The sequence below is a fragment of the Tsukamurella hominis genome, assembly GCF_965137015.1.
Taxonomy (GTDB): domain Bacteria; phylum Actinomycetota; class Actinomycetes; order Mycobacteriales; family Mycobacteriaceae; genus Tsukamurella; species Tsukamurella hominis.
In genome coordinates this window covers 22,348-48,614 of the sequence record NZ_CBCRZG010000010.1, presented here as the reverse complement: position 1 = coordinate 48,614, position 26,267 = coordinate 22,348, and the positions used below count along the sequence as shown (strand labels likewise).

The window sequence follows — 26,267 nt, the reverse complement described above, 5'->3', positions numbered from 1 at the left end:
AAGTGATCGACGAAACGCTCTTCGACGCCGAGGAGAAGATGGAGAAGGCCGTCTCGGTGGCCCGGGAGGACTTCCAGTCGATCCGCACCGGTCGCGCGAACCCGGCGATGTTCTCCAAGGTCGTGGTGGACTACTACGGCTCGCCGACCCCGATCACCCAGATCAGCTCGATCACCACGCCGGAGGCGCGGCTCGTGGTGATCAAGCCCTACGAGGCGAACCAGCTCGGCAACATCGAGACGGCGATCCGCAACTCCGACCTGGGCGTGAACCCCACCAACGATGGACAGCTGATCCGCGTGGGCATCCCGCAGCTCACGGAGGAGCGCCGCAAGGAGCTCGTCAAGCAGGTCAAGGGCAAGGGCGAGGACGCCAAGGTCTCCATCCGCAACGTCCGCCGCAAGGCGAACGACCAGCTCGCCAAGATCGTCAAGGACGGCGACGCCGGCGAGGACGACGTGGCCCGCGCCGAGAAGGAACTCGACAAGACGACGGCCAAGTACGTCGCCCAGATCGAGGACCTCGTGGCGCGCAAGGAAGCCGATCTGATGGAGGTCTAGCCGTGCCGGACACTCCCGACTCGGTCGGCTCCGACGCCCCGACCCCCGGCCCGCCCGAGGCGGGCCAGGACCCCGCGAAGCGCAGGATCAGCGCCGGGCGCAACCTCCCGGCTGCCATCGGCGTGGGCGTCAGCCTGGGCGCCCTCATCGTGGCGATCCTGTACTTCGCGCCGCACCTGTGGGTGCCGTTGGTGGCCGCCGCGATGGCGGTCGCCACCTGGGAGGTGGTCAAGAGGTTCCGTGCCGCCGGCACCAACCTGGAGCTGTGGCCGATGCTCATCGGCGGCCAGGCCATCATCTGGCTGAGCTGGCCGCTGGGGACCGAGGGCGTGCTCGCCGCGTTCGTGGCGACGGTGCTGGTCGCCATCGTCTGGCGGCTGCTGGGGCACCAGAGCACCGCGGAGCCGAACTCCTTCACCCGCGACATCTCGACGACGGTCTTCGTGCTCGCCTGGGTGCCGCTGTTCGCGTCGTTCGGCGCGATGCTCGTGCTCCCCGAGGACCGCGGGCCGCAGCGCGTGGCCGCGCTCATCATCCTGGTGGTCTGCTCGGACGTGGGCGGCTACGCCTCCGGTGTCGTCTTCGGCAAGCACCCGATGGTGCCCGCGATCAGCCCGAAGAAGTCCTGGGAGGGCTTCGCCGGGTCGATGGTGGCGGGCGCGGTCGGCGCCGTGCTCGTGCTGAAGTTCCTGCTCGACGTGAACCCGGTGTGGGGACTGCTGCTCGGGCCCGTCGTCGTGATCACCGCGACGCTGGGCGACCTGCTCGAGTCCCAGGTCAAGCGCGACCTGGGCATCAAGGACATGGGCACCCTGCTGCCCGGCCACGGCGGCATCATGGACCGCCTGGACTCGCTGCTGCCCAGCGCGGTGGTGGTGTGGGCGGCCCTCACCGCCCTCATGGGTTCCTGACGCGGCTCAGCGGCGTCGCAGAGCCTCGCGCAGCGGGCGGGGCGTGATCCCCTCGCGGCGCCGCGCCTTGCGCCGCGTGACGAGCACGCCGATCAGCGCGATCGCCCACAGCGGGTACTGCGCCATCCACGCGGCGCGGAAGCCGTCGAAGGTCAGGCCGGCGCCGGCACCCATGATCGAGCCCATGGCCTGGATCAGCACCAGGCTCGCGAGGAAACCGCCGATGTTCACCATGCCCTGCGCCGTGCCGAGTACCCGCGTGGTGTTGAACGAGCGGGCGTAGTCGAAGCCGATCGCGGAGCTGGGGCCGCCGACGGAGATCACGAGCACGAGCAGCGTCAGCAGCCAGACCGGCGAGGGCTCGTCGCGCGCGAGGACCACGGTCCACAGCGCCGCGCTGGCGAGGATGATCGTGATCACCATCCAGGAGCGCCGCACGGGGAACCGTCCGGTGAGGAAGCCGATGACGGGGCCGGAGGCCAGCGTCGCCAGCACGCCGAAACTCACGACGCCGCCGGCCGTGCCCGACGAGAGGCCCTGGGCGTTCGTCAGGTAGGGCACGCCCCACATCAGCATGAACGCGGTCACCGAGAACATGGTGCCCATGTGGGTGAAGAATCCCAGCCGGGTGCCCGGATGCATCCAGGTCGTGCGGAGGATCGCCGGGATCTCCGCGACCCTCACCGTGATGTGCGGCGCCGTCCGGCCGGGCGGCGCGTCGCGGACCGTCGAGAGCACGGCCAGCGCGGCGAACAGGCCGAGCGCCGCCGCCGACGCGTAGGCGCTGCCCCATCCGCTGCCGTGCAGCAGCGCGAGGAAGGGCACCGCCGAGAGCACCTGGCCCAGCTGCCCCGTCATGCCCGTCAACTGGGTGACGAGCGGGATCCGGCGCACCGGGAACCACGCCGGGACGAGGCGCAGCACCGAGACGAAGGTGAGGGCGTCGCCGCTGCCCACCGCGACGCGGCCCGCGATGGCGAGCGGGAGGGACTCCGTGAGCGCCAGCGCCAGCTGGCCCAGCGCCATCAGCAGCGCGCCGCTCACGATCAGCCGGCGGGAGCCGAATCGGTCCAGCAGCAGCCCCGCGGGGATCTGCATGCCGGCGTACACCACGAGCTGGAGCACCACGAAGGCGGCGAGCGTCGCCGGGGCGGCGCCGAACCGCTCACCCGCCTCGGTGCTGGAGACGCCGAAGGACGTGCGCTGCAGGATCGCGACGACGTACGCGAGAGTCGCCACCGACCAGACGACCCATGCGCGCATGGACCCATCGTTTCATCGGCGGCGCCCCGCGCGCACCGCGACCCGTCGGATCAGTCGCGGAGCTTCTTCGCGGCGCGGCGCAGCTGGAGGATGCGGAGGCCGCCGGCCGAGCCGACGAGGAGCGCGCCGAGGATGGCGGCGATCAGCAGGGACACGCCGAGGGGGAGGTTCGCCTCCCAGAACAGCAGGGTGATCTGGGTGTTCTGCTGGTTCTGCACGATGAAGGCGAGCAGCACCAGCAGGATGAGGGCTCCGCCGACGAGTCCGGACCACAGCGACGCCGAGCGGGTGTGCTTGACCTGCTCGTACGCGTCGCGGGTGTCGCCCCGCTGCTTCGTCGCCGGTGCGTCCGCCCGATCCCCGGTGCCCGCCCGGTCACCGGCGGCCGGCTCGACGGCGTCCCGCTCCGCGGGGAGGTTCCGAGCGTCGGTCGCGTCGACGTCGGGATCGGGGATCCCGATCGCTTCTTCGCTGTCTCGAACGCGGTCTTCGTCCTTGGCCATGGCGACATCCTGCCACCTCGAGCGGGCCCTCACGCGGGGACGCGCGGTGGCTCGGATCACGCTGGTCGGCGCCGCGCCGTCGACGTGGGACAATGGGGGAGTTATGAGCACCTCCCTGCCCCTGGTATTCGACGCGCCCAAGCGCGGCAAGCCCCCGCGCCACCTGGCCGACCTCACCGACGACGAGCTGCAGCAGGCCGTCGTCGACCTCGGTCTGCCGAAGTTCCGCGCGAATCAGCTCGCCCGCCACTACTACGGCCGGCTCGAGGCCGACGCGGCCACCATGACGGACCTGCCGGCCGGCGCGCGCGGCACCGTCGGCGAGGCGCTGCTGCCCGAGCTGATGACGCCCGTGCGGCACATCGCGACGGACAGCGGCACCACCCGCAAGACGCTGTGGCGCCTGCACGACGGCACGCTGCTGGAATCCGTCCTCATGCGCTACACCGACCGCGCGACGCTGTGCATCTCCAGCCAGGCCGGCTGCGGCATGGCGTGCCCGTTCTGCGCGACCGGCCAGGGCGGACTCGACCGCAACCTCTCGACCGCGGAGATCGTGGACCAGGTCCGCAGCGCCGCGAAGGCGATGCAGGACGGCGACGTCGCGGGCGGCCCGGGCCGGCTGTCGAACGTCGTCTTCATGGGCATGGGCGAGCCGCTCGCGAACTACAAGCGGGTGGTGCAGGCCGTGCGCCGGATCACGGCGCCGGCGCCCGAGGGGCTGGGGATCTCGCAGCGGCACGTGACCGTCAGCACCGTTGGCCTGGCTCCCGCGATCCGCAAGCTGGCCGACGAGGGACTGTCGGTGACGCTCGCCGTCTCGCTGCACACGCCCGACGACGAGCTCCGCGACACGCTGGTGCCCGTCAACAACCGGTGGAGCGTCGCCGAGGTGCTGGACGCGGCGCGGTACTACGCGGACCGGACCGGCCGTCGCGTCTCGATCGAGTACGCGCTGATCCGCGACGTCAACGACCAGCCGTGGCGTGCCGACATGCTGGGCGAGAAGCTGCGCAAGAAGCTGGGGCAGTTCGCGCACGTGAACCTGATCCCGCTGAACCCGACGCCGGGCAGCGAGTGGGACGCGTCGCCGAAGGACCGGCAGGACGAGTTCGTGCGCCGCGTGATCGCGCAGGGCGTTTCGTGCACCGTGCGCGATACGCGGGGCCAGGAGATCGCGGCGGCCTGCGGTCAGCTGGCCGCCGAGGAGAAGTAGCTCAGTACTTCCACTTCTTGCGGCGCGTGGTGATCCAGTTGATCAGGATCGTGCCGAGGATGGCCACGGCGAAGCCGACGAGGAAGATGTCCTCGGTCTTGCCGGGGTGGTTGCCGATGGTCATCAGCAGCAGGAGGATCGCGAACAGCACGCCGCTGATCCGGGCGGCGTTGGGCGCGACGCCGCTCCAGCCCCAGTCGCGCGACGGCACGTCGGCCTCGTCGACCTTCGAGGTGGTCTGACGCTCCAGGTCGGTGGTTGCCACTCGCTTCTCCTTCGTCGCTTCCTCAGCTGAGCACCGGGCGGGGCCCGGGATACGGATGAATCCTATCCCGCTACGACCGTGTGTCGTACGAGGGGCGGCGATTCCTCGGTACCGTGGCGCGGGTGATCTTCCATCTCGCACTCGTGTCGGACTGGGACGCCGCCCGAGCGGCCGGTGAGTACGCGGTGTCGACGCGCGGCGCGACACTCGCCGAGGTCGGCTTCGTGCACTGCTCCACCGCGGAGCAGTGGCGGGGCGTGCGGGACCGGTTCTACGCCGACCTACCCGCCGCGGACCTCGTGCTGCTGTCCGTCGACCCGACGGGGCTCGACGTGCGGTACGAGCCGCCCGCGCCCGGCGTCGAGGAGCTGTTCCCGCACGTGTACGGCCCGATCCCGGTGTCCGCGGTGGTCGGTGTCGAGGCCCTGCCGGAGTGAATGAGGCATAGACTGAGGCCGCGACCGGAAACATGTCGCACCGAGGTCTTACCGTCACCACAACGAGAGGGGGTGCCGATATGGCTCAGCCGACCTACTCGTTCCCCGACTACTGGGGCGAGGCCGATCTCGACGTGCTGCCGGACGACGGGCACCGCTACGAGATCGTGGACGGGAGCCTGCTGGTGACGCCACCACCGTTGGACGGACATCAAGGGATCGGCGTGAATCTGCTCGTGACCCTCCGGTCGGTCATGCCGAGCGGATGGCGCGTGCTGTACGAGATCGGGGTGCGGGTTCCGGGCGGGAACTTCATTCCTGACGTCGTGGTTCTGAGGCCAGGCGCAGCGCGCGACGTCGAGTGGCGCGAATCCGAGGACGTAGCCCTCGTCATCGAGGTCGCGTCGAGGTCCACGCGGGTCACGGACCGCACCTTGAAGGCGGCGAAGTACGCGGAAGCCGGCATTGCCTCCTACTGGCGCGTCGACGCCGACGGCACGGTCACGATCCACACCGCGCCGGCGGACGACGAGTACACGCAGGCGGCCGTGGTCCGTCCGGGAGAACGGGTGCGCATCGAGCAGCCCTTCCCGGTCGAGCTGATGCCGGCGGACCTCGTGGACTGACGGGCCGCAGCCCTCAGGCGCCGGCGTACTCCACGACGTACGTCCCCCAGCCGAGCGGCGCGATGCGGTGCGCGCCGCCGCCCGCGAGGGCGCCCAGCTCCTCGGCCGTGCGCAGGCCCCCGCCGTACAGGCACAGGTTGCGTAGGTCGTCCTCGGTCTCGTGGTCGTCGGTGGTGGCCGGGTCGAGCACGTTCCCGACGAAGACCACGCGGTCGGCGCTGCCGCGCAGCGTGGTGACGAGCAGCTCGGCGTCGGCGTCCGGGAGGGTCTGCAAGAGGTCGATGCCCACGACGAGGTCGTAGCGCTGCGGCAGCGGCGCGAAGACGGTGCCGGCCGCCGCCGACACCCGGTCGCGGCGCTCGGGTGCGACCACCGCGATCTCCCGGTCGACGGTGCTGGGCATGCCGACGATCGCGACGGTCACGTCGGGTAGCAGGCGCGCGAGGTTGTCGGCGTAGACGCCGGCGCCGTCGCCGAAGACCGCGACCGTGCGCACGGACGAGAAGTCGACCGCCTCGGGCAGGGCGGGCGCGCGGTAGGTGGCCCACCGGCTCGCGCCGGCGTGCAACTGTTCGGCGAGGTTCTCGTCCGCCGCGCGGGCACTGCGGAGATCCCCGCCCTCGAAGGGCGCCGCGGTGCCAGTGCGGACGGCGTCGACCAGGTGCACGAAGGCCATGTCCAGGCGGGTGCGCACCTGGTCGTGGTGCAGGCTGCCGGCGAGGAGCTCGTCGGGATCGGTGAGCAGTTCGCCGCGGCCCGTGAGGGTGTACCCGCCCTCGCCGAGCGCGACGAAGCCCATCAGGGCGAGGTGGCGCAGGAGCTTGCCCGTCGCTCGTGCGTCGGTGCCGCAGGCGGCGGCGATCGCCGCGGGGGTCGCGGCGCCCTCGTCGATCGCGGCGAACAGGCCGAGCGTGACGGCGGCGCGGACGGCGAAGGGCGGCAACAGCTCCGTCATCTCGTGGATCTCGGAGGCGAGGTTCTGGTCCTGGGCGGTGTCCACGAGTTCGTCGTCGCCGTCCACGGTGGCGACGACGCGGTGGCGCCAGTAGCCGGTGATCTCGACCCGGTCCTTGTCGAGGCCCTTCTCGTTCTTCGCCCAGCGGCGCAGCGGCTTGATGGCGAGGGTCTCGCCGGCCACCCAGAGGAAGGGGCGCTCGCCGCGCCAGGCGGCCTCCCGCACGGCGTCGACGAGGCGGGATTCGCCGCCCGCCTCGGAGCGGTAGAGCCACACGTACTCGACGTCGCCGTCGGTCGCGAGCTCCTGCCGGTGGTCGGGCTCGGCGACCTCGATCACCGCGGTGGCCTTGAATCCCGCGGGCAGCATCTCGATGCACCGGCCGATCGCGGGCAGCGCGGTCTCGTCGCCCGCAAGCAGGAGCCAGTCGACGTCGCGGGGGAGCGCCGCCGAGTGCTTGGGCCCGGCGATGAGCACTTTCGAGCCCACCTCGACGCGGCGTGCCCACGTCGCCGCGAGGCCGGTGCCGTGCAGCACGAAGTCGAGGGTCATCTCGCCGGCGTCGGCGTCGAACTCGCGCACGGTGTACGTGCGGGCGTGCTCGAACGAGCCGTCGGTCCAGTCCACGCGGCCCTGATCGGTGTTCTTGGGCACCTCGAAGGGGAACTCGCCGGTCCGCAGGTCCGGCAGCAGCACCTTGACGTCGTCGTCGAACCCGGTGCTGTGCACGGCCGGAAGGTCCACGCCGTCGCGGACGTGCGGCCCTATGGCGTCGCCGCCCACCACGATCCGGCGCATCCCGGGCGTCACGTCCAACACCCGCAGCACGTCGAACTCGCGGAGGCAGATCGGGAACACCGCGCCGTCGCGGAGTGTGCTGGCCATCGTGGACGTCCCTTTCGTCGGTTTACAGTGCAAGGCTAGCCTGCCCTGCAGAACCGGCGCCGACGGCGGACCGTCGGGCCGGGTGGGCCGCCGATAGGCTGACGGCGTGACCACCCGCGTCCTCATCCTCGGCAGCACCGGCTCCATCGGCACCCAGGCGCTGGAGGTGATCGCCGAGAACCCGGACCGGTTCGAGGTGGTCGGCCTCGGCGCGGGTGGCGGCAACCCCGAGCTCCTCGCGCAGCAGGCGCGCGCCGTCGGCGTCGACGGGGCCCGGATCGGCATCGCGGACCCGGCCCGCGCCACCGGCTTCGACGGTGCGCTGACCGGCCCGGACGCCATGACCCGCCTGGTCGAGACCGTCGAGGCCGACGTGGTGCTCAACGGCGTCGTCGGCAGCCTCGGCCTGGGCTCGACCCTCGCGGCCCTCGACAGCGGCGCCCGGCTCGCCCTCGCGAACAAGGAGTCCCTGGTCGCGGGCGGCTCGCTCGTGCTCAAGCGGGCGGCGGAGGGGCAGATCGTTCCCGTCGACTCCGAACACTCCGCCATCGCGCAGTGCCTGCGCGGCGGCACCGCGGCCGAGGTCGACCGGCTGATCCTCACCGCCTCCGGTGGGCCGTTCTTCGGTCGCACCCGCGCCGAGCTCGCCGACGTGACACCCGAGCAGGCGGGCAAGCACCCCACCTGGTCGATGGGGCCGATGATCACGCTGAACTCCGCGACGCTGGTGAACAAGGCGCTGGAGGTGATCGAGGCGCACCTGCTGTTCGGCGTGCCGTACGACCGCATCGACGTCACGGTGCACCGGCAGTCCGTCGTGCACTCGATGGTCACCTTCGTCGACGGGGCGACCATCGCCAAGGCCTCGCCGCCGTCGATGAAGCTGCCGATCGCGCTGGCCCTCGGCTGGCCCGACCGGGTGCCCGGCGCAAGCGCCGCCTGCGACTTCACCCAGGCGCACACCTGGACCTTCGCCCCCGTCGACGACGAGGCCTTCCCCGCGATCGCCGTCGCCCGCGACGCCGGCACCCGGGGCGGCAGCCTCACCGCCGTCTTCAACGCCGCGAACGAGGTCGTCGCGCAGGCCTTCCTCGACGGCCGCACGTCCTTCCTCGCCATCGTCGACACCGTCGCGCAGGTCGTCGCCGACGGTGCCCAGTGGCGGGCCGAGCCGCGTGACGTCGCGGACGTGCTCGCGGCGGAGGAGTGGGCCCGCCGCCGGGCGTCCGAGCTGGTCGGGCTGGTCTGATCCGCCCGGTATTCTGGACGTCATGATGTACGCACTGGGGATCGCGGCGTTCGCGCTGTGCATCCTGGCGTCGATCGCCTGGCACGAGTGCGGGCACATGTGGGCGGCACAGGCCACCGGCATGAAGGTCCGGCGCTATTTCATCGGCTTCGGGCCCACCGTCTGGTCGACCCGCCGCCCGAAGGGGCCGGACGGGATCGAGTACGGGCTGAAGGCGCTGCCGCTCGGCGGCTTCTGCGACATCGCCGGGATGACCCTGCTGGACGAGCTGAAGACGCCCGTCGAGCAGGAGAAGGCGATGTACAAGCAGGCCGCGTGGAAGCGGCTGTTCGTGCTGTTCGCCGGCCCGGGGATGAACTTCATCCTCGGCGCGCTGTTGATCTACGGCGTCGCGGTCACCGCGGGCCTGCCGTCGACGACCGCGACGCCGCGCGCGGCCGTCGCCGCCACCGGCTGCGTCGCCGACGCCACCACCAAGCCGACGAAGGAGCAGCCCAGCCGCCCGGTCGGCGAGTGCCGCCCGAGCCCTGCGGCGCAGGCGGGCCTGGTGCGGGGCGACGTCATCGCCTCCGTCAACGGCACCGCGGTCGACGCCGACACGGTCTTCGACGCCCTGCAGAACACATCGGGCGCGATCGTCCTCGGCATCGAGCGCGACGGTCAGCAGCGCACCGTCTCCATCGACCCCGTGACCAGCAAGAAGTGGCGCCCGTCCGAGGACGGGAAGGAGCTCGTCGAGGTCTCCGGCCCGACGATCGGCATCAGCGTCGGCACCCTCGGCGTGACCGAGCACTACAACCCGATCACCGCGATCGGCGGCACCGCCGCCTTCACCGTGGACCTGGGGCACAAGACGATCGTCGCGATCGGGCAGCTGCCGCAGAAGATTCCCGCCCTGATCGACGCGATCAAGGGGGAGGAGCGCGGCCTCGACACCCCGCAGTCCCTCGTCGGCGCGTCGATGATCGGCGGCGAGGTCGCCGAGCGCGACATGTGGAGCGTGTTCTTCCTGCTCCTCGCCGGCCTGAACCTCATGCTGGGCCTGATCAACCTGCTGCCGGTGCCGCCGTTCGACGGCGGTCACATGGCGGTGGTGATTTTCGAGAAACTCCGCGACCTGGTCACCGGTCGCAAGGGGGGCCCCGTCGACTACATGAAGCTCGCGCCGCTGACGTACGTCGTCCTGGCGCTCGCGGGCGGGTACATGCTGCTCGTCCTCACAGCCGACATCGTCAATCCGATCAAGCTCTTCAACTGAACTGGAGTAGCAGGAAATGTCCGTAGGTTTGGGAATGCCGGCAGCCCCGGCCCCGACGCTCGCACCCCGTCGCAAGACCCGTCAGCTCAACGTGGGCGGCGTCGGCGTCGGCAGCGACAGCCCCATCTCGGTGCAGTCCATGTGCACCACCAAGACGCACGACGTGAACGCCACGCTGCAGCAGATCGCCGAGCTCACGGCGTCCGGCTGCGACATGGTGCGCGTCGCCTGCCCCCGGCAGGAGGACGCCGACGCGCTGCCGATCATCGCCAAGAAGGCGAACATCCCGGTCATCGCCGATATCCACTTCCAGCCGAAGTACATCTTCGCCGCGATCGACGCCGGGTGCGCCGCCGTGCGCGTGAACCCGGGCAACATCAAGGAGTTCGACGGCCGCGTCGGCGAGGTGGCGAAGGCCGCGGGCGCCGCGGGCATCCCGATCCGCATCGGCGTCAACGCGGGCTCGCTCGACAAGCGGCTCATGGAGAAGTACGGCAAGGCCACCCCGGAGGCGCTGGTCGAGTCCGCGCTGTGGGAGGCGAGCCTGTTCGAGGAGCACGGCTTCGGCGACATCAAGATCTCCGTCAAGCACAACGACCCGGTGATCATGGTCGAGGCCTACCGGCAGCTCGCCGCGCAGTGCGACTACCCGCTGCACCTCGGCGTCACCGAGGCGGGCCCGTCGTTCCAGGGCACCATCAAGAGCGCCGTGGCCTTCGGCTCCCTGCTCTCCGACGGCATCGGCGACACGATCCGCGTCTCCCTCTCGGCCCCGCCGGCGGAGGAGATCAAGGTGGGCGACGCGATCCTGCAGTCGCTGAACCTGCGGCCCCGCAAGCTGGAGATCGTCTCCTGCCCGTCGTGCGGCCGCGCGCAGGTGGACGTCTACAAGCTCGCCAACGAGGTGACCGCCGGACTCGAGGGCATGGAGGTCCCGCTCCGCGTCGCCGTCATGGGCTGCGTCGTCAACGGCCCCGGCGAGGCCCGCGAGGCCGACCTCGGCGTCGCCTCCGGCAACGGCAAGGGCCAGATCTTCGTCAAGGGCGAGGTCATCAAGACCGTCCCCGAGTCCAAGATCGTCGAGACCCTGATCGAGGAAGCCCTGCGCATTGCGGAGGAGTCGGGGGATAGTGAGAGCGGAACGCCGGTCGTCACGGTGTCGTAGGTCGCGGCCCGCCGCTGCGTGCGGGCCGTGCCAGGGTTGAGGAGTCTTCAGTGTTGAGGATGCTGCACGAACGGCCGGTCCCGTCGCGGGACCTGCCGAGGGTGCTCGCCGTCCTCGACGACGACCCCGTGGCCGCCTGCATGGTCGCCGGCCGCGTGCAGGAGTGCGGCACCGAACCGGGCCGCCTCGGCGGCGAACTCTGGACCCACCGCGACGTGGGCGATTCGCTCTGCTTCTCCGGCGCCAACCTCATGCCCCTGCGCGGCGACCTCGAGGACATGCGCTACTTCGCGGGCCGCGCCGGGCGCGGGCACCGGACCGCCGCGTCGGTCGTCGGTCGCGCCGAGATGGTGCTGCCGTTGTGGGACGGGCTGGAGAGCTCCTGGGGCCCGGCCCGGGAGGTCCGCCCCGAGCAGCCGTTGATGACGATGGGCGAGCCCTCCCGGTTCGCGCACGCGGGCGTCCGGCCGGCCAGGCTCGCCGAGCTCGACCGCTACCTCGACGCCGCGATCGCGATGTTCACCGCGGAGGTCGGGGTCGACCCGCGCGGCGCCGACGGGGGCCGGGCCTACCGGCGTCGGGTCGCCAACACCATCCTCGCCGGGCGCGCGTACGTCCTGTTCGACGGTGCCGAGGTCGCCTTCAAGGCGGAGGTCGGGGCGGTCTCGCGGACCGTCGGGCAGATCCAGGGCGTCTGGGTGCGGCCCGACCTGCGCGGGCAGGGGCTCGGCGGCGCCGGCACCGCCGCGGTCGCGGAGGCGGTGCTCCGCTCGGGGCGGCTGCCCAGCCTGTACGTCAACAGCTTCAACGTCGCGGCTCGTCGCGCGTACGAGCGCGTCGGCTTCCGCCAGGTGGCGACGTTCGCCACCGTCCTGCTGGCCTGATCCCTCGCGCGGGCGGCGTCAGATGAACAGCGCGATCCCCATGCCGCCGAAGGCCAATGCGATCGCGACGACGTAGATCACGAGCAGCCTGCGATAGCGCCGGGGCGCGTCCTCCTCCGCGTACGAGTTGCTGAGCACGCCGACCAGCACCGTCAGCATCAGCGCCGCGGAGCCGAACAGCGTCACCACGATCACCCAGTCCGTCGCGCTCTCGACGGGCGCCTTGCCATCGTCGCGAATGGCCCACTGGGCGAGGAAGTTCAACAGGAATCCCAGGATGATGCCGAGGGACGTCACCATCGGTTGGCGCGCCTCGCGGATCTGATCGCTCATGCTTCACGCTCCTTCGTCTCGGCGGTACGACTAGCGGCCACGAATTGACTGAAAATTCAGTCAGGAATATCGTGGAGGGACGGCAGGGGCCCGACCGGTGCTGACCGCCGTGCACGAGACGAAGAGGAACACCCACCATGCGACGTCGCACCTTCCTGCAGACCTCGATCGCCGCCCTCGGCGGCCTCCTCCTGACCGGATGCGCCGACGATGCCGCGGGCGCGCCGCAGCCTCCCGCCGGCGGGCCCTGGTTGATGCCCGAGGAGGGGACCCGGCACGCCCGGACGTGGATGGCCTTCGCCGCGAGCGATCGCATCTGGGGCGCCGACCTGGTTCCCACGGTCCAGGGCAACCTGGCGCTGATCGCGACCACCATCGCGCGGTTCGAGCCGGTCTCGATGCTCGTGCCGCCGGCGCAGATGGCGCAGGCGCAGCGCCTCGTGAGCGGCTCCCGCGTCGAGCTCGTCCCGTGCGAGCTCGACGACCTGTGGGTCCGCGACACCGGGCCGACGTTCGTGAAGAACGGGCCGGCGAAAGCCGGCGTGGACTTCAACTTCAACGGCTGGGGCGCCAAGCAGCGCCACCGGCGCGACCGGGGGGTCGCCGGGTTCGTGACCGGCCGGGCCGGCGTGCCCTCGCTGCGCACCGACCTGGTGCTCGAGGGCGGAGCGCTCGAGGTCGACGGCGAGGGGACCGCGATCATCACCGAGAGCTGCGTGCTCAACGACAACCGCAATCGCGGATGGACCAAGACCGAGGTGGAGGACGAGCTGCGAGAGCTGCTCGGGATCCGGAAGGTCATCTGGCTGCCGGGGATCGCGGGCGAGGACATCACCGACGGGCACACCGACTTCTACGCGCGCTTCGCCCGGCCCGGCGTCGTGGTCGCCGGACTGGAGACCGACCGGGACTCGTTCGATTACGACGTGACCCGCAAGCACCTGGAGATCCTGCGCGCTGCGACGGACGTGCACGGCAACCGGCTGCGTGTCGAGGTGATGGAGAGCCCGTCATCCGTGCGCGAGGAGTTCGCGAGCGACGACTTCGCCGGCGGCTACATCAACTTCTACGTGTGCAACGGCGCGGTGATCGGCCCGGAGTTCGGGGCGAAGGACACCGACGCCGCGGCCCGCGCGACGATGCAGCGACTGTTCCCGGACAGGCAGGTCGTCCAGATCAACATCGACGGGATCGCCGCGGGCGGCGGCGGCATCCACTGCACGACGCAGCAGGAGCCCGCGTGACGCACCGGCCACCGTTCATCCGGGCGGGGGCGTACCGGATCCCGTCGTGCCCGGCACCGTCGCGCCCGGCGGGAGGCGCGGCCGCGCTCCGATACTGTGAGGCCCCATGAGCGACCGCCGCACCCAGATCATGCAGGCCGCGGTCCGCGTCATCGCGCGCGACGGTGTCCGCGGCCTCCGGGTGGAGAAGCTCGCCGCCGAGGCCGGCGTCTCCACCGCGTTGATCTACTACCACTTCCACGATCGCGACGGGATCGTGCGTGCGGCGTTCGAGCAGATCAACCGCACGGCGGAGGCGTACACGGAGCCGCGAGCCGATGCCGGCGGTGCCCGCGAGCAGGTCCAGGCGATGCTGCTCGACGAGCTCCAGGACACCGACGAGGTGCGGACCACGAGCATCGCCTGGGGGGAGCTCCGCGCGAGCGCCGTCTTCGAGTCGGCGCTCCGGGAGGATCTGCGCGCGGCCACCGACTCCTGGGACCGCGACGTCGCGGCACTGATCGAGCGGATCCCGGAGGCGGCGGGCCGCGATGCCGCGGGGATCGCGACGCGGCTCACGGCCCTGGTGGAGGGGCTCAGCGAGCGGTGGCACAGCGGATCCCTCACGCTGACCCGGGCCCGGGCGCTGCTGATCGGCGCGGTGGAGGCGGAACTACCACCGGCTCGGTGACCCGCGTGCGACGTTCCGCGGTTACTCTTCCTGCGTGAACGCATGGGGGTACGTGGCGGTCGTCGCGCTGATGGTGATCGGCCTGCTGGGGATCGTCGTCCCGGTCCTGCCGGGCTCGTCCTTGGTGGCGCTCGGCATCCTGATCTGGGCGATCTTCACGGGCGGTAGCGCCTGGTGGGTGTTCGCCGCCGCGGTGGCTGTGATGGTGCTCGCATGGGGCGTGAAGTACCTCGTCGGCGGCCGCACGATGGCCAAGGCCGGGGTGGGGAAGTGGTCGCTGGTGGTGGGCGGCATCGCCGGCATTGTCGGCTTCTTCGTGATCCCCGTCGTGGGCCTGATCATCGGCTTCGTCGGCGGCACCTTCGCCGCCGAGGCGATCCGGCTGGGGGACGCGAAGGCCGGCTGGCAGGCGGCGCTCGCCGCCACGAAGGCCGCGGGCCTGCTCATCCTCATCGAGCTGGCCGGCGCGCTGGGTGCCATCGCGATCTGGCTGGCGGCGGTCCTGACCTAGCTCTCGTCCTCGTCGCGGGCACGCTTGTCGGTCAGCCGCGTCACCCGGTCCGTGTTGTTCTGCACGATCGACCGCGCGAGCGAGCCGCCCACGGTGACGAACAGGCCGACCACGAGGATCGCGTAGACCAGGGTGAAGATCTTCGAGATCGTGAGCGTGGGGCTCAGCGCCCCGCCGCCCATGGGCAGCCCCACCGACACCGCGTAGAACAGCGAATCGATCACCGACCACTTCTCGGTGAGGGTGTAGAAGATCGTCGCCGCGGTGACGATGACAACGAGGCTCAGCATCGCGGCGCGCATCGCCGGTTCCCGCCAGCTGGTGCGGATCGCGCCGACCAGTCGCTTGAACATCAACGTCAGCCCCAACACGGCCCCAGCCTATCCGTGGGTCAAGGAAGCGCGATCCGCAACGCGGCGCTGACCATCTGCATCGTCTGCGCCGACAACGTGCCCACGTTCGCGGTCAATTCGTCGTGGTAGAGCTGGACGAGGTCGTCGACCAGCACGAAACCGACGAGCGGGTCGGCCGTGGAGAGCGGTACCACCGTCGGCACGTGCGAGTGCCTCCCCGTGGTCGTGATCCGTGCGGCGAGAACAGTGTCGAGGTTCCGGTTGCGTGCGTTGTTGCTGACGATCACCCATGGCTTCGGGCCGTATCCGAGGTCGGTACGGAACACCTGGCCGCGCATCGCCGTCACAGCTCGGCCTCGCGCCTGGCGACGTACCGGTCCCGGGCGGCGCGGCGCGGCGCATCGTTCTCGCTCGCGTTGAACTCCTCGGCGAGTCGCACGTATCCGTCTTCGACGGACTGTTCGTGGAGAGCGGCCGCTCCCGCCTGGAGCAGGGCGCGAAGGCTCGCTGCCTCGGATCGCACGTCGCCCACTCCGTGCGCGGAGGCCCAGCGGCGCAGTGCCTCCGCCGCCGGCGACCCCTCGGTCAGGAACGGGCTGATCGCGGCCTCATCCGAGTCACCGAGGATGAGGCTCACACGCTTGCTCATGTCCACAATATTACACCTGATTCGAGTGTAAAGATGCGCGCAATCATTGCCACGGACCTCTCGATCGTCCACGATCACACAACTGAACGGCGCGGGAACATTGCTCCCTCGTACAGGTACCCCTCGATGATCGAGATCGCCCGCGCGCGGAACCGGTCCGTCGGCCGCAATGCGATTCGCTGGGCTGGGTCGTACACCGTCCAGTTGAGAAGCGCGGCAACAGCGGCCGCGAAGTCGATCGCCTCGGTGAACGCCCTGTCTGGACTGGCCATGGCAACCGAAGCGAGGAGACGGACGATCATGGTTCCCGAGCTCCAGACTTCCAGTGTTATTCCGCGTTCTTCGTCGACGAGGTGAGTGTCGTCGACCGCCACGAGATCGAGATTCGAATACTCGACGGCGAAGGAGGTCACCTTCGGCCAGACCCGCGGGTCGCCGGGATTGAAGAGTGAGAATTGGTTCGACGAAAGATCGAATGCCGCGTCGTACTCGCGATCAAGGTCGTACTCCTGATGTCGCGGCTCGATGATGAGCGCGTACTCCGTCGGCATCGGTCCCCGGACCTCGTGCGTGTGCACATCGTGGCCCATTGCAACGATCGTGGAGACGGCGCCGTCCTGCCCCGTCGCGGTCACGTTTCCACTGACCCGATGTCCGGCGGGCTCGAGGAATTCCGTGATGAGGTATCGCAGCCAGGCAGCGGAGCGATAGAACTTCTCGCTGCCGTTCCACACGAGCGCCGTGCCCTTCTTGTTCGGCACCCAGTTGCACCAGTACCCGGGCATGGACGGATCCTCATGGCGTTGCTTTGAGAACGCGACGAGACGTTGACGTTCCGCGGCGGAAAGCGACGGCACCACCTTGAATTCACCCTCGAAAGTCGCGTCGTACCCCATGATGGTCCCCCGATCGTTGTGCTCCCCTTATTCATTGGACGCACCGGCTGCTGGATCGGTTCCGTAGGGTGGCGGCATGAATCGGGAGACTGCGGCACTGTTCGACCTCACCGGGCGCACGGCGCTGGTCACCGGCGCGAGCTCGGGGATCGGGGCGGCCATCGCGGAGGCGCTCGACGGTGCCGGGGCCCGCGTGCTCCGGGCGGGCCGCGACCGCGACCGTCTCGGCGCCGACGGGATCAGCGCAGACCTCGCCCAGGGCGCCGGCGAACTCATCGAGCAGGTCGACGCCCGGACCGACGCCGTCGACATCCTGGTCAACTGCGCCGGCAGCAACCCGCGCCCGCCGCTCGGCGACATCGACGACGCGCTCTACCGCGAGATCCTCGCGGTCAACCTCGACGCCCCGTTCCAGCTCGGGCAGCACTACGGTCCGCGGATGGCCGCCCGGGGCTGGGGCCGGATCATCAACGTCGCGTCGACGCAGGCGCACCGCGCGTTCGGCAACAGCGGCGCCTACGGCGTCGCCAAGGCCGGCATCGCCGGGCTCACCCGCTCCCAGTCGGAGGCGTGGGCACCGTCGGGCGTCACCGCGAACTCGCTGACGCCCGGACTGGTCGCGACGCCGATGACCACCGCCGTGCTCGCGGATCCCGCACGCGCCGAGTACTTCCGGCGTCGCGCGCACACCGGGACGCTCGGCGCACCGTCGGACTTCGCCGCCGCGGCGATCTTCCTGGCCGGGCCCGGCTCGGCCTTCGTGACCGGGCAGAACCTCTGCGTCGACGGCGGCCTCTCGGTGACATGAGGCAAGGCGGTCGTGAAATCGGCCGATTTCTCCGTCAGGAGGCCGAAATCGCCCTCGTGGACCGGAAATCGGCCGGATTCCCGACTACACGCGCTCGAGAACCACGCTCGCGCCGTGCCCGCCCGCGGCACAGATGCCGAGCAGCGCCGTGTCCTTGCCGGTGAGTGCGAGTTCGTTGGCCATCGTCGTGACCATGCGGGCGCCGGTGGCGCCGAACGGATGCCCGACGGACACGGAGCCGCCGTGCACGTTGAGCTTCTCCGGATCGATCTCCCCGACGGCCTCGTCGCGGCCGAGTCGCTCGGCGGCCCACTCCGGGCTGGCGAGGGCGTCCAGCACGGAGAGCGTCTGCGCGGCGAAGGCCTCGTGGATGTCCACGAGGTCGACGTCCTCCAGCTTGAGGCCCGCCTTATCGAGTGCGCGGGGCATGGAGATCGCCGGGCCGATGAGCACCTCGTCGGCCGGATCGACGCTGATGTAGCTCCACGAGCGGATCGCGGCCAGGGGAGTGAGGCCCAGCTCGCGGGCCTTCTCCTCGCTCATGATCAGGACCGCGGCGGCGCCGTCGGTGAGCGGGCTGGCGTTGCCGGCGGTGACGGTGCCCTCGCGCTCGAAGGCGGGCTTCAGCCGCGCCATCTTCTCGGCGCTCGTGTCGTCGCGCACGAGCCCGTCGCGGGCGACGGTCGTCCCGTCGGGCGTGGTCACCGGCACGACCTCGCGGTCGAACCGGCCCGACGCGATGGCCGCGGCGGCGCGAGCGTGCGAGCGGGCGGCGAACGCGTCCTGCGCCTCTCGCGTGACGCCGTGGATCCGCGCCATCTTCTCGGCGGATTCGCCCATCACCTCGCCGGTGGTCCGCTCCTCGATGCGCGGGCGGCTGGGCAGGAGGCCGGTGAACGGGGCGAGGCCGATCGCGGCGTCGAGGTAGGCGCGGGGGGAGGGCTTGCCGAGCGCGAGGGGAGCGGCCGCCTGGACCAGCTTCTGCGGGAGGTTGACCGCGGCGTTGGAGACGGAGTCGGAGCCGCCGGCGATCATCACGTCGTACTCGCCGCGCTCGATCGCCGCGGCGGCGGTGGTGACGGCCTGGAGGCCGGAGGCGCAGGCGCGGGTCACGGTGTGGCCCTCGACGCCGTGCCCGAGGCCGAGGTCGAGCGCGATCTCGCGGGCGATGTTGGGCGCGCTCGCGGGCAGGATGACGCCGCCCCAGACGATGGCCTCGACGCGGTCGGCGACGGCCGGGACGCGATCGAGGAGGCCGCGGACGGCGTGGTCGGCGAGCGCGATGCTGTCGAGGTGGACGTAGTCGCCGAAGGCGCGGACGAACGGGGTGCGCGCGCCGGAGACGATGACGGCGCGACGGCTCTGTGGAGTGGTCATACGGCGATCTTACTCACGAGTCAGTTCGCCCGCGTGATCGCGGTCACGGCGTTTCGGCCGTCACCTGCGCCCCACCGGTCACAGCCCAGCGCGGCAACCCGAACCGGGCGGCGCACCGTCCTACGCTGGGCCGGTGAAGAAGCCGATGCGCCGCGCCGTCGTGATCGTCGCCCTCGTGGCGATGGTCGCGACGAGTGGCTGCTCGCCGACGAACACCAACGGACCGGGCCCGCTCGCGGTGCGCTTCGGCGCCGCGCTCGCCGACCACGACCTCGACGCCGCGGCGGCGCTGACGACCACGCCCGAGGCGGCGAAGAAGGCGCTGCAGGCAGCGTTCGCCGGGCTGCAGGCCCGGGGCGTCCAGCTCAAGGTCGGTCAGGTGCGCACCACCGGGGCGACCAGTCAGGTCGAGTACGAGTACATCTGGGACCTGCCCGCCGAGCAAGGGCGGTCGAGCCGGTCGTGGGACTACCGCGGCACGCTGACCGGCGTCCAGGAGAACGGGCAGTGGCGGGTGCGGTGGGCTCCGTCGGTGCTGCACCCGCGGCTCGGTGCGAACCAGACGATGGTGCTCCGCGCCCTGCCCGCCGACAAGGCGCCCGTGAACTCGGCGTCCGGCGGCTCCGTGCTCGTGCCGGGCGTCATCACCCGGATCCGGATCGAGGCGTCCAAGGTCGCGGCGCCCACGACGGTGCTCGACGTCGCCGGCCAGCTGACCCGCGCGCTGCAGCCGATCCTGCCGAACCTCGACCCGGTGCAGATCACCGAGCAGGCCACCTCGCTGAGCGCGCCGTACACCGTGGCCTCGGTGAATCAGGACGACCTGCGCAAGCTCGCCGGCGACGTGACGTCGCTCCCGGGGGTCACCCTCGTCGAGCAGGCCGATCTGGTGCCCACCGACCGCACCTTCGCACCCGCGCTCATGTCGTCGATCAAGCAGAACGTCACCGGCGATCTGGCCGGCAAGGACGGCTGGGAGGTGATCGCGCAGGCCGACACCGGCGCGCGGGTCTCCACGCTGTCGTCCACCGCGGCCCAGCCCGCGCCCGCGGTGTCGGTGAGCATCTCGCCGATCGCGCAGGCCGCCGCGCAGGCCGCCGTGAACACCCGCCGCGACCGGCAGTCGATGATGGTCGTGATCCAGCCCTCGACCGGCAATGTGCTCGCCGTCGCGCAGAACCCCGAGGCCGACAAGCTCGGCTCGCTCGCCACGTCCGGCCTGTACCCGCCGGGCTCCACCGGCAAGATCGTCACCGCCACGGCCGCGATCTCCGCGGGCATCGCCACCCCGGAGACGATCGTCCCGTGCCCGGGCACCCTGACCATCGGCGAGCGCGAGGTGCCCAACTACAACCGCTTCGCCCTCGGCGACGTGACGATGCAGCGCGCCTTCGCCCGCTCCTGCAACACGAGCTTCGCCTTCCTCGGCGCCAAGCTCAAGCCCGAGGCGCTCACCACCGCGGCCGCCGAGCTCGGCATCGGGCCCGACTACGCCATCGCCGGGCTGCCCGTCTCGTCCGGCCAGTACCCGCTGCCCAAGGCCATGGTCAACCAGGTCGAGGACAGCTTCGGCCAGGGCGAGGTGCTGGTCAGCCCGTTCGCCATGGCGCTCGCCGTCGCGTCCGTCGCGCACGGCGGCGCGGTCACCCCGCAGCTCCTCCTCGGCAAGCCCACCAAGGTCGACGGGGAGCGCCCCCCGCTCGACCTCAAGGCCGCCGACGGCGTGCGCGCCATGATGCGCGAGGTCGTCGCCTCCGGCACCGCCGAGCTGATCCGGGGCTCCGGGGACATCCTCGGCAAGACCGGTGAGGCGGAGGTCGACGGTGGCTCGCACGCCTGGTTCGTCGGTTACCGGGGCGACCTGGCCTTCGCCACCCTCGTCGTGCTCGGCGGCAGCTCCGACAACGCCGTCGCGGTCACCAAGGAGTTCTTCGACCGCTTCGACGCCCCTGTCCCCGCCGCCCCCAACTGAGCGGCGCGGCACCGCTGCTAGGCGCGCAGCCAGCGCTGGATGCCTGCCCAGCTAGTGGTCCGGGTGGTCCCGTTGCGCTGGGGCCACACGATGGTGACCGACTCGGCCGCGATGTCCACCTTCGCGTCGCCGACCATGAACTGGACGCTGTTCGCGGTGTCGGTGAAGAACGTGCCGCGCATCGGCACGCGCGGCGGCATCTCGTCGAGATCGGAGCCCTCACCGCGGGCGAAGGCGCGCAAGTAACGCCCGGTGAAGGCGTCCGCACAGACCGCGAAGAGGGAGGATTCGCCGCCGCCGGCGATGACCAGCAGGACGGCTCGATCTGCGCCGTCGCACCGAGCGGGAGAATCGATGAAGCCCTGTTCGTCCGTCCCCTGCGGTCGCTCGCGGAGGACGTTCGTCGGTGCCGAGAGGGTCGGTGCCGCCGCGGTCGTCGTGCCCCAGTCGTGACTGTTCGGACGGCTGTAGGTCGTGGGCGCGGCGGTGTCGTTCTCGGCGCCGCAGGCGGTCATGGCGGCTGCGAGAGCGATCGCGCCGAGGGCGGTCGCGAAAACGCGTCGGAGTGGCTGTGCGGTCATGGAGATCGACGGTGCGCGGCTCACCCGTGGTGCCAACTGGACCGGATCGGGTAGGACACCGTCCAGGCGCCGTCCCCGCGGTCGGGCCAGCGGACGGTGACCGGGCTCGCGCCGACGTCGACAACCGCGCCGCCGATGTCGAAGCGGGTGCTGGATCCGGCGATAGCCGTGCCGCGCAGGCCGATCCGCGGCCCCTGGGTGTCCCGCACGCTCGGCTGTCCGTTCGCCCAGGCGCGCAGATAGGGCGTTCCGGTCGTGGTGCGGCAGACCGCGAACCGGTACGGGTCGCCGTTGCCGCCGGTCAACAACGCGGTCGCGCGATCGGCGCCCTCGCACCGCGCCGCGGGGTGGGTGAAGCCCTGGCCGTCGGTGCCCGCGAGCGTCGGATCACCGGGGGCGGCCTGCGCCGGGCCCGCAGCGATCGCGATCGCCGTCAGACTCGTTGCGGCGATCGTGGTGGCGCGGCGGAGATGGTCGGTACGGATCATGGCTTCCCCTGGTCTTCGGGACGGAGGCGACGCTGTGGGCCGCCCGCGGCCCGCTCGTCGTCGCCGCGACGTCGAAAGTTACCCAGGGTCAAGGTTCGTGACAAGAGACGAGAATTACATCGCCCTGGGTTGCGTTGTCGCGTGGGTGGTGCAGGCGCCGGGCGTTCCGCTCGCCGCCGAGGAATTCGGTTGCCGTGGCGGAGGGCGCCGGGGAGGCTCGGGCCGTGGGGATCGCACTGATGGCACCGAGCTCGGACTGGCACGACGAGTGGCTGCGCAACGTCGCGGAGTGGGGCGACGTGACGCACCACCCGGGCTCCGGCAGTGCCCTGGCGCGCGACCTGGACCTGACGGCACTGTCGGACTTCGCGACCTGGGTGGACCGCATCAACGAGCAGGCGATGATCGACCGCAGCGGCGATCGTGTGCCCGCCACGAGCTGGTGGATGGTCGACGGTGACCGGTACCTCGGGGCGATCCAGCTGCGCCACGAGCTGAGCCCGCTGCTCGCCGAGCTCGGCGGGCACATCGGCTACCACGTGCGGCCCTCGGCGCGGCGGCAGGGCGTCGCCGCGGCGGCGCTGCGCGAGGTGGTCCGGCGCGCCGCGGGGCGCGGGCTGGCGGAGGTCCTCGTCACCTGCGACGAGAGCAACCTCGCCTCGCGCCGCACCGCGGAGTCGGCCGGCGGCGTGCTCACCCGGATCCGCCCCGTCGACGACGTCGGCATCGGTCACGACTTCCTCGAACCCGTCTGCCACTACTGGATCCCGACCGGGCCCGACGGTGTGCGCGCGGCGCCGATTACGCTGAACGGATGACCCGCGCTGCACTCGTTCCCGGCACCGTCTCACCCCGTCTGGCCGTCCCGGCGAAGATCGTGCGGCCCGAATACGTCGACAAGCCGTCGGCGAACGAGGGCAACGAGCCGTGGGTGCAGACGTCCGAGACCATCGAGAAGATGCGCGTCGCCTCGCGGATCGCCGCCGACGCGCTGCAGGCCGCGGGCGCCGAGGTCGCGCCCGGCGTCACCACCGACCACCTCGACCGGGTGGCGCACGAGTACATGCTCGACCACGGCGCCTATCCCTCGACGCTGGGCTACCGCGGCTTCCCCAAGAGCTGCTGCACCAGCCTCAACGAGGTGATCTGCCACGGCATCCCGGACTCGACCGTGATCGAGGACGGCGACATCGTCAACATCGACGTGACCGCCTACATCGACGGGGTGCACGGCGACACCAACGCCACCTTCCTCGCCGGTGACGTCTCCGAGGAGCACCGCCTGCTGGTCGAGCGCACGCGCATCGCCACCGAGCGCGCCATCAAGGCCGTCAAGCCCGGACGCGAGCTCAACGTGGTCGGCCGCGTCATCGAGTCCTACGCGAATCGCTTCGGCTACACCGTGGTCCGCGACTTCACCGGCCACGGCATCGGCGAGACCTTCCACAACGGCCTCGTCGTGCTGCACTACGACGAGCCGAACGTCGAGACGGTGCTCGAGCCCGGCATGGTCTTCACCATCGAGCCGATGATCAACCTCGGCGGTCTCGACTACGAGATCTGGTCCGACGGGTGGACCGTCGCGACCACCGACAAGAAGTGGACCGCGCAGTTCGAGCACACCCTCGTCGTCACCGACGACGGCGCCGAGATCCTCACCCTGCCGAGCACGCCCAGCGCGCCCGTCGCGTAGCCGTGCGCGGCGCACTCCTCCTCGCCGGCGCCACGTCCGACGCCGGGAAGTCCACGGTCACGGCCGGGCTCTGCCGCCTCCTGGCCCGACGGGGCGTGCGCGTCGCGCCGTTCAAGGCGCAGAACATGTCCAACAACTCCGTCGCCACCGTCGAGGCCGACGGCACCAGCGGGGAGATCGGGCGCGCCCAGGCGACCCAGGCCCTCGCGTGCGGTCTGGCACCGTCGACCCGGTTCAATCCGGTCCTCCTCAAGCCCGGCAGCGACCGCCGCAGCCAGCTGGTCCTGCACGGCAGGCCGGTCGCCGACGTGGGCGCGCGCGACTACGTCACCCGGCGGCAGTGGCTGCTCGACGAGGTGACCACCACGCTGCAGGCCCTGCGCGACGAGTTCGACGTGGTGCTCTGCGAGGGCGCCGGTAGCCCCGCCGAGATCAACCTGCGGGCCACCGACATCGCCAACATGGGGCTGGCGCGGGCCGCGAACCTGCCGACGCTGATCGTCGGCGACATCGACCGCGGGGGAGTGCTCGCGCACCTCGCGGGGACCGTCGCCGTGATGCCGCCGGAGGACCAGCGCCTGGTCTACGGCTTCCTGATCAACCGGTTCCGCGGCGACGTCTCGCTCCTCGCCCCCGGCCTCGAGCAGCTCGAGGAGATCACGAAGCGCTCCACCCTCGGCGTGCTCCCGTACCTCACCGACCTCTGGCTCGACGCCGAGGACTCGCTCGCCGCGCTCGGCACTGACCTCGTCGGCCGGGGATCGGCGTACCGCGACCCGATCCGCGTGGCCGCGATCGCGCTCCCGCGCGTCTCCAACACCACCGACGTCGAGGCCCTCGCGTGCGAGCCCGGCCTGACGGTCCGCTGGACCACCCGGCCCGCCGACGTCGCCGATGCCGACCTGGTGGTCCTCCCGGGCAGCAAGAGCACCGTCGGCGATCTCGCCTGGCTCCGCGAGCGCGGACTCGCCGACGCGCTCGGCCGCCGAGCCGCCGCCGGCGGGCCGATCGTGGGGATCTGCGGCGGCTATCAGATGCTCGGCCGCGGCATCGCCGACCCGAGCGGCGTCGAGGCGGCGCCCGGCACCCGCGTCGACGGCCTCGGGATCCTCGACCTCGACGTCGAGTTCGCGCGCGCCAAGTGCGTGCGGGACGTCGCCGGGACAGGGCTGGGCGTGGAGGCGACGGGCTACGAGATCCACCACGGCACCGTCGTCCGGAACGCGGAAAGCCCTGCGCTGCACGGCACGGACGGACCGGAAGGGGCGCTCACCCCGAGCGTGCTCGGGACGCACTGGCACGGGCTGTTCGGCTCCGACGCCTTCCGCCGGGCGTACCTCGCCCGGACCTTCCCCGGCCGGGACCTCGGGCCCGCCGCGAGCTACGACGGTGCGCGCCTCGCCCAGCTCGACGCCATCGCCGACGCGCTCGAGGAGCACTGCGACATCGACGCGATCCTGCGTCCTTTGCATTCCCCTGTCGCGTTTTCGGCGATCCTGCCGACCATCCGGATCATGAGTGACTACCGTTGACCACCATGCCGATCGATTCAGCTGACACGGTGCAGGTGCCCGCGGGCTCGTGGACCTTCGACGTGTCGGTCGGGGGGTCTGAGCACGGCGTACCCGTACTGCTGCTGCACGGATTCCCGCAGACCGAGGAGTGCTTCGACCAGGTGCGGGAGCGCCTCCACGAGGCGGGACTGCGCACCATCGCGCCCCGCCAGCGCGGCTACAGCCCGGGCGCCCGCCCGGTGGGGGTCGATCAGTACACGATGAAGCACCTCGCCGAGGACGCCGCGCGCATCCTCGACGCGCTCGAGGTGCCCTACGCGCACGTCGTCGGCCACGGCCTCGGCGCGACGGTGGCGTGGCACTTCGCCGCCGCCTACCCGTTGCGCGCCATGAGCCTGACGGCGGTCTCGTTCGGCCACCCGTCGGCGTTCGGCGACGCGATGGCCAACGATCAGGACCAGCGGCAGCGTTCGCGCTACCTGGAGCTGTTCCTGCGGTCCGGCGAGGCGGAGAAGGCACTGCTCGCTAACGACGCCCGCACTCTCCTGGCGACGGCGCCCGGCGGCGGCATCGACGCCCTCGCGGACGAGCCGACGCTCACGGCGGCATTGAACTGGTACCGGGCGAACCTCGCGCCGGGCGGGGAGGGGCTGGACTGCCCCGTGATCGAGGTCCCCACCACCCTGGTGTGGGGCACCCGCGACGCCATCGCCGGCGCCGCGCAGGCCAAGGGCACCGCGCACTACCTCCGGGCCGACTACCGGCTCAGCGAGGTGCCCGACGGTGACCATTGGCTCCCGCTGCGCGCTCCGGCGGCCCTGGCCTCGGAGATCGCGCTGCGGACGCTCCGGAACTGACCGCGCCCGTGCGCGGACGTCCCGGAGCGGTGCGGACTACGTGTCGCTGCCGCAGGTGCAGCTGTCGCCGCACGAGCAGTTCTCGCACGTGCAGTTCGGGTTGGAGCAGCCGGGGGCCTTCGAATCATGCTGAGTCATGCATGT

General features: G+C 71.3%; 30 protein-coding genes. 18 read left to right on the top strand and 12 right to left on the bottom strand.

Going from position 1 to position 26,267, the window contains the following annotated elements:
• Positions 1–2 precede the first annotated feature (2 nt).
• Positions 3–560 (top strand): ribosome recycling factor, encoded by a 558-nt coding sequence (gene frr, locus ACM9LD_RS14080; RefSeq protein WP_068524925.1) that lies wholly within the window; start codon positions 3–5, stop codon positions 558–560.
• Between the two features lie 2 nt (positions 561–562).
• Positions 563–1,471 carry a phosphatidate cytidylyltransferase gene (locus ACM9LD_RS14075; protein ID WP_415677253.1) on the top strand — a complete coding sequence of 303 codons (909 nt, stop codon included), beginning with the start codon at positions 563–565 and terminating at the stop codon, positions 1,469–1,471.
• A gap of 6 nt (positions 1,472–1,477) precedes the next feature.
• On the opposite strand, the gene ACM9LD_RS14070 is transcribed toward ACM9LD_RS14075, so the two are convergent.
• Positions 1,478–2,734 (bottom strand): MFS transporter, encoded by a 1,257-nt coding sequence (locus tag ACM9LD_RS14070; RefSeq protein ID WP_415677252.1) that lies wholly within the window; start codon positions 2,732–2,734, stop codon positions 1,478–1,480.
• Positions 2,735–2,784: 50 nt separating this feature from the next.
• A complete protein-coding gene (locus ACM9LD_RS14065) occupies positions 2,785–3,237 on the bottom strand; it encodes a LapA family protein (protein ID WP_415677251.1) in 453 nt (150 codons plus the stop codon).
• A gap of 103 nt (positions 3,238–3,340) precedes the next feature.
• On the opposite strand from ACM9LD_RS14065, the gene rlmN reads away from it, so the two are divergent.
• Positions 3,341–4,453 (top strand): dual-specificity RNA methyltransferase RlmN, encoded by a 1,113-nt coding sequence (rlmN, locus tag ACM9LD_RS14060; protein ID WP_415677250.1) that lies wholly within the window; start codon positions 3,341–3,343, stop codon positions 4,451–4,453.
• Position 4,454: 1 nt separating this feature from the next.
• On the opposite strand, the gene ACM9LD_RS14055 is transcribed toward rlmN, so the two are convergent.
• Positions 4,455–4,718 carry a DUF2631 domain-containing protein gene (locus ACM9LD_RS14055; protein ID WP_415677249.1) on the bottom strand — a complete coding sequence of 88 codons (264 nt, stop codon included), beginning with the start codon at positions 4,716–4,718 and terminating at the stop codon, positions 4,455–4,457.
• A 122-nt stretch (positions 4,719–4,840) separates the two neighbouring features.
• On the opposite strand from ACM9LD_RS14055, the gene ACM9LD_RS14050 reads away from it, so the two are divergent.
• Both ACM9LD_RS14050 and ACM9LD_RS14045 read left to right on the top strand, forming a co-directional pair.
• Positions 4,841–5,155 (top strand): DUF952 domain-containing protein, encoded by a 315-nt coding sequence (locus tag ACM9LD_RS14050; RefSeq protein WP_415677248.1) that lies wholly within the window; start codon positions 4,841–4,843, stop codon positions 5,153–5,155.
• Between the two features lie 80 nt (positions 5,156–5,235).
• Positions 5,236–5,781 carry a Uma2 family endonuclease gene (locus ACM9LD_RS14045; protein WP_415677247.1) on the top strand — a complete coding sequence of 182 codons (546 nt, stop codon included), beginning with the start codon at positions 5,236–5,238 and terminating at the stop codon, positions 5,779–5,781.
• A gap of 13 nt (positions 5,782–5,794) precedes the next feature.
• Here the strand turns inward: ACM9LD_RS14045 and ACM9LD_RS14040 are convergent, their stop codons facing one another.
• A complete protein-coding gene (locus ACM9LD_RS14040; protein ID WP_415677246.1) occupies positions 5,795–7,621 on the bottom strand; it encodes an SIP domain-containing protein in 1,827 nt (608 codons plus the stop codon).
• Between the two features lie 106 nt (positions 7,622–7,727).
• Here ACM9LD_RS14040 and dxr point away from each other — a divergent pair, with 106 nt between their 5' ends.
• Genes dxr through ACM9LD_RS14020 form a run of 4 tightly spaced genes read left to right on the top strand, consistent with a single transcriptional unit; the run spans position 7,728 to position 12,177 of the window.
• Entirely contained in the window at positions 7,728–8,870 is a 1,143-nt protein-coding gene (gene dxr, locus ACM9LD_RS14035) for a 1-deoxy-D-xylulose-5-phosphate reductoisomerase (protein ID WP_415677245.1), read from the top strand.
• A 22-nt stretch (positions 8,871–8,892) separates the two neighbouring features.
• Positions 8,893–10,128, top strand: a complete 1,236-nt coding sequence (locus ACM9LD_RS14030; protein ID WP_415677244.1) for a M50 family metallopeptidase — start codon at positions 8,893–8,895, stop codon at positions 10,126–10,128.
• A gap of 16 nt (positions 10,129–10,144) precedes the next feature.
• Entirely contained in the window at positions 10,145–11,293 is a 1,149-nt protein-coding gene (gene ispG, locus ACM9LD_RS14025) for a flavodoxin-dependent (E)-4-hydroxy-3-methylbut-2-enyl-diphosphate synthase (RefSeq protein WP_068524936.1), read from the top strand.
• Positions 11,294–11,343: 50 nt separating this feature from the next.
• On the top strand, positions 11,344–12,177 hold the full coding sequence (locus tag ACM9LD_RS14020; protein WP_415677243.1) for a GNAT family N-acetyltransferase: 834 nt from the start codon (positions 11,344–11,346) through the stop codon (positions 12,175–12,177).
• 18 nt (positions 12,178–12,195) lie between these two features.
• Here ACM9LD_RS14020 and ACM9LD_RS14015 read toward each other — a convergent pair whose 3' ends face one another.
• The gene (locus ACM9LD_RS14015; RefSeq protein WP_336670552.1) at positions 12,196–12,510 is read right to left on the bottom strand and encodes a hypothetical protein; all 315 of its coding nucleotides are present in this window, start codon (positions 12,508–12,510) and stop codon (positions 12,196–12,198) included.
• A 137-nt stretch (positions 12,511–12,647) separates the two neighbouring features.
• On the opposite strand from ACM9LD_RS14015, the gene ACM9LD_RS14010 reads away from it, so the two are divergent.
• From ACM9LD_RS14010 to ACM9LD_RS14000, 3 genes are all read left to right on the top strand, one after another.
• Positions 12,648–13,754, top strand: coding sequence for an agmatine deiminase family protein (locus ACM9LD_RS14010; RefSeq protein WP_415677242.1), 1,107 nt, complete (start codon positions 12,648–12,650; stop codon positions 13,752–13,754).
• A gap of 106 nt (positions 13,755–13,860) precedes the next feature.
• Positions 13,861–14,424, top strand: a complete 564-nt coding sequence (locus ACM9LD_RS14005; protein ID WP_415677241.1) for a TetR/AcrR family transcriptional regulator — start codon at positions 13,861–13,863, stop codon at positions 14,422–14,424.
• Between the two features lie 34 nt (positions 14,425–14,458).
• A complete protein-coding gene (locus ACM9LD_RS14000) occupies positions 14,459–14,935 on the top strand; it encodes a DUF456 domain-containing protein (protein ID WP_415677240.1) in 477 nt (158 codons plus the stop codon).
• Here ACM9LD_RS14000 and ACM9LD_RS13995 read toward each other — a convergent pair.
• From ACM9LD_RS13995 to ACM9LD_RS13980, 4 genes are all read right to left on the bottom strand, one after another.
• Positions 14,932–15,306, bottom strand: coding sequence for an ion channel (locus ACM9LD_RS13995; protein ID WP_415677239.1), 375 nt, complete (start codon positions 15,304–15,306; stop codon positions 14,932–14,934). The two genes, ACM9LD_RS14000 and ACM9LD_RS13995, sit on opposite strands and share 4 nt — an antisense overlap.
• Before the next feature lie 20 nt (positions 15,307–15,326).
• Positions 15,327–15,626, bottom strand: coding sequence for a type II toxin-antitoxin system PemK/MazF family toxin (locus ACM9LD_RS13990; protein ID WP_415677342.1), 300 nt, complete (start codon positions 15,624–15,626; stop codon positions 15,327–15,329).
• Between the two features lie 5 nt (positions 15,627–15,631).
• Positions 15,632–15,937, bottom strand: a complete 306-nt coding sequence (locus ACM9LD_RS13985; RefSeq protein WP_415677238.1) for a hypothetical protein — start codon at positions 15,935–15,937, stop codon at positions 15,632–15,634.
• 74 nt (positions 15,938–16,011) lie between these two features.
• Complete coding sequence (locus tag ACM9LD_RS13980; protein WP_415677237.1) at positions 16,012–16,833, bottom strand: hypothetical protein; 822 nt, start codon at positions 16,831–16,833, stop codon at positions 16,012–16,014.
• Between the two features lie 76 nt (positions 16,834–16,909).
• Here ACM9LD_RS13980 and ACM9LD_RS13975 point away from each other — a divergent pair, with 76 nt between their 5' ends.
• The gene (locus ACM9LD_RS13975; RefSeq protein WP_415677236.1) at positions 16,910–17,641 is read left to right on the top strand and encodes an SDR family NAD(P)-dependent oxidoreductase; all 732 of its coding nucleotides are present in this window, start codon (positions 16,910–16,912) and stop codon (positions 17,639–17,641) included.
• A gap of 84 nt (positions 17,642–17,725) precedes the next feature.
• Here ACM9LD_RS13975 and ACM9LD_RS13970 read toward each other — a convergent pair whose 3' ends face one another.
• The gene (locus tag ACM9LD_RS13970; protein ID WP_415677235.1) at positions 17,726–19,018 is read right to left on the bottom strand and encodes an acetyl-CoA C-acyltransferase; all 1,293 of its coding nucleotides are present in this window, start codon (positions 19,016–19,018) and stop codon (positions 17,726–17,728) included.
• A 133-nt stretch (positions 19,019–19,151) separates the two neighbouring features.
• On the opposite strand from ACM9LD_RS13970, the gene ACM9LD_RS13965 reads away from it, so the two are divergent.
• A complete protein-coding gene (locus ACM9LD_RS13965; protein WP_415677234.1) occupies positions 19,152–20,990 on the top strand; it encodes a penicillin-binding transpeptidase domain-containing protein in 1,839 nt (612 codons plus the stop codon).
• Positions 20,991–21,007: 17 nt separating this feature from the next.
• Here the strand turns inward: ACM9LD_RS13965 and ACM9LD_RS13960 are convergent, their stop codons facing one another.
• A complete protein-coding gene (locus ACM9LD_RS13960) occupies positions 21,008–21,571 on the bottom strand; it encodes a hypothetical protein (RefSeq protein ID WP_415677233.1) in 564 nt (187 codons plus the stop codon).
• A gap of 20 nt (positions 21,572–21,591) precedes the next feature.
• Positions 21,592–22,059, bottom strand: coding sequence for a hypothetical protein (locus ACM9LD_RS13955; RefSeq protein WP_415677232.1), 468 nt, complete (start codon positions 22,057–22,059; stop codon positions 21,592–21,594).
• Positions 22,060–22,283: 224 nt separating this feature from the next.
• On the opposite strand from ACM9LD_RS13955, the gene ACM9LD_RS13950 reads away from it, so the two are divergent.
• The 4 genes from ACM9LD_RS13950 to ACM9LD_RS13935 are packed head-to-tail and all read left to right on the top strand — an operon-like array spanning position 22,284 to position 26,123.
• A complete protein-coding gene (locus ACM9LD_RS13950; RefSeq protein WP_415677231.1) occupies positions 22,284–22,877 on the top strand; it encodes a GNAT family N-acetyltransferase in 594 nt (197 codons plus the stop codon).
• The gene (gene map, locus ACM9LD_RS13945) at positions 22,874–23,752 is read left to right on the top strand and encodes a type I methionyl aminopeptidase (RefSeq protein ID WP_415677230.1); all 879 of its coding nucleotides are present in this window, start codon (positions 22,874–22,876) and stop codon (positions 23,750–23,752) included. Before ACM9LD_RS13950 ends, map begins: the two co-directional genes overlap by 4 nt.
• A gap of 2 nt (positions 23,753–23,754) precedes the next feature.
• Positions 23,755–25,284 carry a cobyric acid synthase gene (locus ACM9LD_RS13940; RefSeq protein WP_415677229.1) on the top strand — a complete coding sequence of 510 codons (1,530 nt, stop codon included), beginning with the start codon at positions 23,755–23,757 and terminating at the stop codon, positions 25,282–25,284.
• Between the two features lie 5 nt (positions 25,285–25,289).
• On the top strand, positions 25,290–26,123 hold the full coding sequence (locus tag ACM9LD_RS13935; protein ID WP_336670544.1) for an alpha/beta fold hydrolase: 834 nt from the start codon (positions 25,290–25,292) through the stop codon (positions 26,121–26,123).
• Positions 26,124–26,267 lie beyond the last annotated feature (144 nt).